Here is a 5,990-nt window from a genome sequence, read left to right as displayed (position 1 = left end):
GCACCCCGAAGCGGGTGCCGCCCTTCGCCGTGCCCGGGGGCCGGAGTGCTCAGGCTTCGGCGCGCTCCACGCCGCCGGTGCGTTCCACGCCGCCGGTGCGCTCCAGGGTGCCGACCGTCAGCAGGTACTGGCCGGCCAGGTACGTCACCATGATCAGGAAGCTGTGCGCGGGCAGGTGCCGCCAGTCCGCCAGGTCGGTGGCGATCAGGGTGTCGGAGAACAGGAACAGCGCCCCGCCCAGCCCCGCCCGCACGTTGACCTGCGAGGCGGTCACCGCGGTGGAGGCCAGCAGCAGGCTGTAGAGCGCCACCGGGACGCGCATCCCGGTGTCCAGGTCGGGCCAGAGCAGCCCGACCAGCGCCCCCCAGACCACCGCGTAGCAGCCCGCGACCAGCAGGGTCCGGCGGCGGTCGGCGAGCGCGCCCAGCTTGACGAACATCGTCACGTAGCAGACGTGGCCGGCCGCGAACGAGCCCATCCCGGCCAGGAACGCCGCCGTCCCGCCGATCTCCAGCAGGATGTCGCCGCCCGCGCCGAACAGCAGCGCCGGGACGAGCAGCCTCGGCGTGCCGGGCTTCGCCAGGGCCCAGACCCAGGCGGCCAGCAGCGGCATCAGCAGCGGCTTGGTGGCGTACTGCAGGGGCTTGACGCCGAAGGCGATCGCCAGGAGGTGCGCGGCCGAGACGGCGGTGAAGGCGAGCAGCAGGGCCCGCGCGGTGCGCGGGTCGCGAAGGGAAGTCATGCGGCGGCACTCTCCGGTCCGGTGGCGTGGGTCTCGGTGCGGGGCGCGGGCTGCCAGCCCGGCCCCTTCGCCAGGTGGCGCAGCCGGTCGCCCCAGGTGGTCGCTCCCCGTATGTCCCGGGCGATCGACGCGTACTCGTGGGTGGCCACCCGCAAGGGGTTGAAGGTGCCGATGTTCTTGGTCAGGCCGTACACCGGGCGCTCGGCCTCGGCCGCGAAGGAGCCGAACAGCCGGTCGAAGACGATCAGGATGCCGCCGAAGTTGCGGTCCAGGTAGCCGCCCTGGGAGGCGTGGTGGACCCGGTGGTGCGAGGGGGTGTTGAACAGGTACTCGACCGGGCGGGGGAGCCGGCCGATCCGCTCGGTGTGGATCCAGAACTGGTAGACCAGGTTCGCCGAGGAGCAGAACGCCAGCGCCGCCGGGTGCACGCCCGCCAGCACCATCGGCACGAAGAACACCCAGCTGGTGGCCGAGGTCCAGGGCTGGCGCAGCGCGGTGGACAGGTTGTAGTGCCGGCTGGAGTGGTGCACCACGTGGCAGGCCCACAGGATCCGCACCACGTGGTGGCCGCGGTGCGACCAGTAGTAGCAGAAGTCCTGGGCGAGCAGCATCAGCGGCACCGTCCACCACAGCACCGGCACCCGCAGCGGCGTCAGCTCGTACAGGAACGAGTAGACCGCCACGATCGGGATCTTCCACCCGGCGTCGAACAGCAGCGAGCCCAGACCCATGGTCAGGCTGGCCGCGGTGTCCTTCGCGGCGTACCCCTGCTCGTCCTCGTCCGGATGGAACCGGTAGGAGACGATCTCCAGGACGGTGAGCAGCACGAAGGCCGGTATCGACCAGAGCACGACATCGGGCAGGTGTGGCATGCCCGGAACCCTAGGGGACGGCGGCGGCCGGCGGAAGAGGTTGTTACCGGCGCGTAGCGGCCGGCGCGGCGTCTAGGCTTGGCACGACATGGAGCGGCAGCGAGCAGCCGTCGAAGTCGCTGCGGCGACCGGCGGATCGGGGACGGGGCGCACGGGCGGGGCGGGACGGCTCGCCGGACCGGCGCGCCCGCAGAGCCCTACGCAGGCACACCCGCAGGCACATCCGCAGGGCTCCGCCCAGGCACATCCGCAGGGCCCCGCGCAGGCACACCCGCAGGGCCGTGCCCCGGTGCACCCGCAGGGCCGCCCGGGTGGCCCGCTGCGGGCCGAAGTGGCCGGGGCCGCCGAGGAGTTGGCCGCCCGGTTCGCGGAGGCCGAACCCACCGGGGCCGACCTGCTGGCCACCGCCGTGTTCGGCGCCTACGGGGCCCGCCACCTGGGCGGGGCGCCCCGGCAGGCCGAACCCGAGCCGGGCACCAGCTGGTGGCACGGCCCCACCGTCCACCACAGCACCTCGCCGCTGTTCCGGCCGCTCGGCTACCGCCGGATACGCCGCGAAGCGCCCGCCCAGGCCGCCACCCGCCCCACCGGCGGCGGCCGCCACCGCAAACCCGAACGCCCCACCACCGAAGTGCGCACCGCCGCCCGGCTGCTGACGGCCCACCCGCTGGTCACCGCCGACGGACCGCACGGCGCCGCGCTCGCGCTGATCCGCCGTCACGCCGAAGCGCTCGCCGAAGGCTTCCGCACCCTGTTCGGCTACCGGCTCACCCTCGGCCCCGACCACGCCCGCCTGCACAAGGCCCCGCTGCCCGGCCGCCCGCTGCCCGGCCTCGACCCCGCCGGGTACGCCGCCCTGGTCCGCGCCCTGGCCGGCGACCCCGCCCCCGCCCCGGCCCCGGTCCGCGCCCTGCTCGACCAGTGGCGCCCGCCCGCCGCGCTCGCCGCCGACCTGCTCACCGCACCCCCGCTGCCGCCCGCCGACCCCGGGACGGCCGTACGGCGGCTGCTCGCCGAGACCCCCGTCGTGCTGTACGACGACCTCGCCCCCGCCGAACGCGAACACCTGCGCACCGCCACCGCCGCCGAGACCGAACGGGTCGCCGACTTCCTCGGCCTCACCGCCGAGGTCCGCGCCGAGGGCGTCGCCCTGCTCGACCCCGCCGACGAGCTCACCGACCTCGCGCTGCCCGGCCCCGGCACCCTCGCCCAGGCCGCGCTGCTGCTCGCCGAACGCCTGGTCGAGGACCTGCGCCCGGCCGCCACCGACACCGCGCCGCCCGCCGTGCTGGTCCCCGACGCGCTGATCGACGGCACCCTGGGCGACATCACCGACGACTACGGCATGAGCGCCGGGTGGGACGCCGGCTACCTCGCCGACCTCGCCGCCTTCCGCCGCGACGCGCTCGACCTGCTGCACCGGATGGGCCTGGCCGCCCCCGCCGGCCGCACCTGGCTGCTGCGCGCCCCCGCCGCCCGCTACGCCCCCCGCGCCGAACCCGAGCCCCCGGCCGGCAGCGGCCGGCACTCCCGCCCGAGCCTCCCGGCCCAGGGGCGGGTGGCCGGGCTCAGTAGGTGACCGGGCGGACCCGCTCGGCGACCGGACGGAGCTCCTGCACCGTCTCGTCGTAGCGGACCCGCTGGCCCCGGTGCAGGTAGCGGTGCTCGTCGCTGTCGGCGAGCACCGAGTCGTAGTAGACGATCAGCTCGGGGCCGCCGCCGTCCGGGGCGATGTAGCCGTAGCCGTTGTTGAACCACTTGACGGTGCCGGTCTCCATGACGGGACTCCCTTCGGGCCGGTCACCCTCAGTATCGGCCGCGGGCCCGGCGCCCACCACCCGTCCGGCGGGCCGGGCCCGGACGGTACGCTCGCCCGGTGGGAGAATTCACCGGCACGGGGCGCCGCCGTGCGTCCCGACTCGACCGGGACGTGGCCGCGCTCCTGGCGGCCCGGGCACTCGTGGAGATCCGCCACTTGGCCCGGAGGGAACGGTCCGGGGCGGGGGACGGTACCGAAGAGGCCCTGGAGCACATCGCGTTCCTGGCCGACCTGGCCCACAACCTGCCGGGCGTCGCCCGCCCGCGACGCTACGCGCCGTCCCGCCCGGGGGCGAGCCCCCGGAGCCGGGAGCGGGCGATGGACGCACGGCCGATGAGCTGGGTCTGGAACACCGCCGGCCCGAGGGGGCGGGCGTGGATACTGCGCTGCCTCGAGGAGGAGGGGCGCAACTGGACGCCGCCCCCGCCCCTGCCGGAGTACCGCAGGGGCCCGTCGCCGATGACACCGCGGCAGCGGGTCGGGTTGCTGCTCGGGCGCTGGCCGGTCAGGACTCCCCCCGGATGCCGGCCGCTGCCCGCAGCGGCGAACGTCCTCAAGGTCCTCGACACCGAAGCGGTCTGCGCGCTGCACGACGAGGTCCGGCGGCTCCGGCTCGGCCTGGGCGGGGGAGGGCCGTGGTTGCGAGCCCACCTGGACCCCGACGGCGTCCACTACCTGCTGCCGGACCCGGCTTCGTACTACTGGCCCGGCACCCCGGTCGGCAGGGGCGGGATCAGCTGGTGGCAGTGCACCGGGCTGCTGCGGATGCGCGACGGGGAACAGGTCGGCGGCATGGTCGCCGTCCTCCCGGAGACCTTCGCGGCGCTGCCCTCGACGCTGCCCCGGCGGCAGCAGCTCCGCCTCGCCCACCGCGTCCGCTCCACCGAGCGCGACGTCTACCTCTGGGGCCGGGACCACCGGGCCGAGTGCGCCCCGGAATCGTGCGGCTACGTCCCCGAAGAGCCCGAAGAGCCCGAAGAACTCGAAGAGTCCGAAGCGCCCGAAGAGCCCGAAGCGGCGGGTGGTGCGCCGGAGGCGACATGACGGCCGCCGGCGGCGGCCTGCGGTCAGTGCTCGCCGGTGGCCGCGGTCCGGGCCGACTCGCTCTGGTGCCGGACGGTCTCCACCGTGGCGCCCACGCCGAGCGAGCCCAGGGCGACGGAGGCCGCGACGGCGGCGCAGGCGAGCAGTCGGCGGTGGCGGCGGGGCAGCGGGAAGCGCGGCTCCCGGGCCGGCGGGAGGGCCGGCGGGGCAGTACGGGCGTTCATGCCGGAGAGCCTGGCAGGAGGGTGTTACGCGGTCACGAAACGCGGGTGAACCCTGGAAGGGATCTCGGCGTCGGAACCCCCGCCCCCGCATCCGCGCAGGTCGAGCGCCTGGTCGTGGACGCGCGCAGCAGCCCCGGGAGCGCGGCCGCCAGCACCTGCTGGGCCGCCCCGTAGAAGAAGATCGGCAGCAGCACGGCCGGGTGCCCGCCGAACTGGGCGCCCGCCAGCGCCGCCGCCGCGCTGGTGTTGTTCAGCCCCGAGGCCAGGGTCAGCGCGGTGCGGGCCGCCGGGGCGGTGCGCGAGCGGTGCACCGCCAGCCAGGCCGCCAGGAACGGCCCCGCGCACACCAGCACCCCGCAGGCCCCCGCGACCGCCACCAGCCGCGGTTCGGGGCGCAGCGTGATCTGCCGGGCCACCCCGGCCGCGTTCAGGTACGTCAGCGCCAGCGCGTTCAGCAGCCCCGCCAGCCGCAGCCGGGGCAGCAGCGCCGCCCGCAGCCGCCCGCCCAGCACCCGGCGGGTGACGCGGCGGGCCAGCAGCCCGGCCACGCACGGCAGCACCACCCACAGCACCATGAAGCGGCAGGTCGCGTCCGAGCGGGCCAGCGCGTCCAGCACGCGGCGCGGGCCGCCGCTCTCCGGGCCCTCGGCCAGCGCCAGTGCGAGCGGGGTGGTCAGCGGGCTCAGCAGCGTGGTGCTCAGCACCAGGCCCAGGCCCAGCGGGGCGTCGCCGCCCGCCCTGGCGCCCCAGGTCTGCGCCGCCCCCGCCACCGGCATCGCCGCCGTCAGCGCCAGCCCCACCACCAGCCAGCGGGCCTCCCGCCCGTCCGGCCAGCAGTCCGCAGCGGCCCGCTCCGCGCCCAGCAGCACCAGGGCGCGCAGCAGCAGCGCCACCCCCAGCCCGGCCAGCAGCAGCCCCGGCCGCAGCAGCGCCCGGCCGACGTCCGCCGCCCTGGTCTCGAACCCGCCGACGAACATCGCCGCGACCAGCATCAGCATCGGCACCGTCACCCCCTGCGGCAGCCCCGTCCGGCAGTGCCGGATCGCGCCCGCCGCCTCCGGCCAGCACCCGCCCAGCAGGCAGGCGCCGAGGGTCGCGGCGGCCAGCCGGCGGCGCAGCGCGCGGTCGAGGCGGACGCAGAGCGGACGGGGGGAGCGGCGCATCGGGCGGTGCTTCCGGCTTTCGGGGCGGGGCGGGCTGGACGGGAGGTGCGGGGCGGGGACGTGTGGGGCGGGCTGGGGCGTGCTGGACGGGACGTGCGGGGCGGGGCGGGTTGGACGGGGAGGGGG

Annotated in this window: 7 protein-coding genes; 2 read left to right on the top strand and 5 right to left on the bottom strand. The window is 76.5% G+C overall.

The genetic code is table 11. The annotated features are described in order from the left end of the window. Positions 1–49: 49 nt before the first annotated feature. Both ACFUEL_RS33205 and ACFUEL_RS33200 read right to left on the bottom strand, forming a co-directional pair. Entirely contained in the window at positions 50–742 is a 693-nt protein-coding gene (locus ACFUEL_RS33205) for a lysoplasmalogenase (protein ID WP_380240873.1), read from the bottom strand. Then, positions 739–1,614 carry a sterol desaturase family protein gene (locus ACFUEL_RS33200; RefSeq protein ID WP_380240872.1) on the bottom strand — a complete coding sequence of 292 codons (876 nt, stop codon included), beginning with the start codon at positions 1,612–1,614 and terminating at the stop codon, positions 739–741. Before ACFUEL_RS33200 ends, ACFUEL_RS33205 begins: the two co-directional genes overlap by 4 nt. 289 nt (positions 1,615–1,903) lie before the next feature. Here ACFUEL_RS33200 and ACFUEL_RS33195 point away from each other — a divergent pair, with 289 nt between their 5' ends. Beyond that, positions 1,904–3,193, top strand: a complete 1,290-nt coding sequence (locus ACFUEL_RS33195; RefSeq protein WP_380240870.1) for a DUF2398 family protein — start codon at positions 1,904–1,906, stop codon at positions 3,191–3,193. Here ACFUEL_RS33195 and ACFUEL_RS33190 read toward each other — a convergent pair. Next, a complete protein-coding gene (locus tag ACFUEL_RS33190) occupies positions 3,183–3,392 on the bottom strand; it encodes a cold-shock protein (protein ID WP_380240868.1) in 210 nt (69 codons plus the stop codon). The two genes, ACFUEL_RS33195 and ACFUEL_RS33190, sit on opposite strands and share 11 nt — an antisense overlap. 98 nt (positions 3,393–3,490) lie before the next feature. Between ACFUEL_RS33190 and ACFUEL_RS33185 the strand changes: the two genes are divergently transcribed. Further along, a complete protein-coding gene (locus ACFUEL_RS33185) occupies positions 3,491–4,477 on the top strand; it encodes a hypothetical protein (protein WP_380240866.1) in 987 nt (328 codons plus the stop codon). A gap of 23 nt (positions 4,478–4,500) precedes the next feature. Here ACFUEL_RS33185 and ACFUEL_RS33180 read toward each other — a convergent pair whose 3' ends face one another. Both ACFUEL_RS33180 and ACFUEL_RS33175 read right to left on the bottom strand, forming a co-directional pair. After that, complete coding sequence (locus ACFUEL_RS33180; RefSeq protein ID WP_380240864.1) at positions 4,501–4,701, bottom strand: hypothetical protein; 201 nt, start codon at positions 4,699–4,701, stop codon at positions 4,501–4,503. Positions 4,702–4,733: 32 nt separating this feature from the next. Next, positions 4,734–5,864, bottom strand: coding sequence for a hypothetical protein (locus tag ACFUEL_RS33175; RefSeq protein WP_380240862.1), 1,131 nt, complete (start codon positions 5,862–5,864; stop codon positions 4,734–4,736). Positions 5,865–5,990: the final 126 nt, after the last annotated feature.

The sequence above is a fragment of the Kitasatospora sp. NPDC057198 genome, assembly GCF_042670125.1.
Taxonomy (GTDB): Bacteria; Actinomycetota; Actinomycetes; order Streptomycetales; family Streptomycetaceae; genus Kitasatospora.
This window is presented reverse-complemented; position numbering and strand designations above follow the sequence as displayed.

Coding starts and splice junctions, on each gene's coding strand:
- ACFUEL_RS33205 (WP_380240873.1), bottom strand. CDS start 742: ATGACTTCCCTTCGCGACCCGCGCACCGCGCGGGCCCTGCTGCTCGCC.
- ACFUEL_RS33190 (WP_380240868.1), bottom strand. CDS start 3,392: ATGGAGACCGGCACCGTCAAGTGGTTCAACAACGGCTACGGCTACATC.
- ACFUEL_RS33175 (WP_380240862.1), bottom strand. CDS start 5,864: ATGCGCCGCTCCCCCCGTCCGCTCTGCGTCCGCCTCGACCGCGCGCTG.
- ACFUEL_RS33180 (WP_380240864.1), bottom strand. CDS start 4,701: ATGAACGCCCGTACTGCCCCGCCGGCCCTCCCGCCGGCCCGGGAGCCG.
- ACFUEL_RS33200 (WP_380240872.1), bottom strand. CDS start 1,614: ATGCCACACCTGCCCGATGTCGTGCTCTGGTCGATACCGGCCTTCGTG.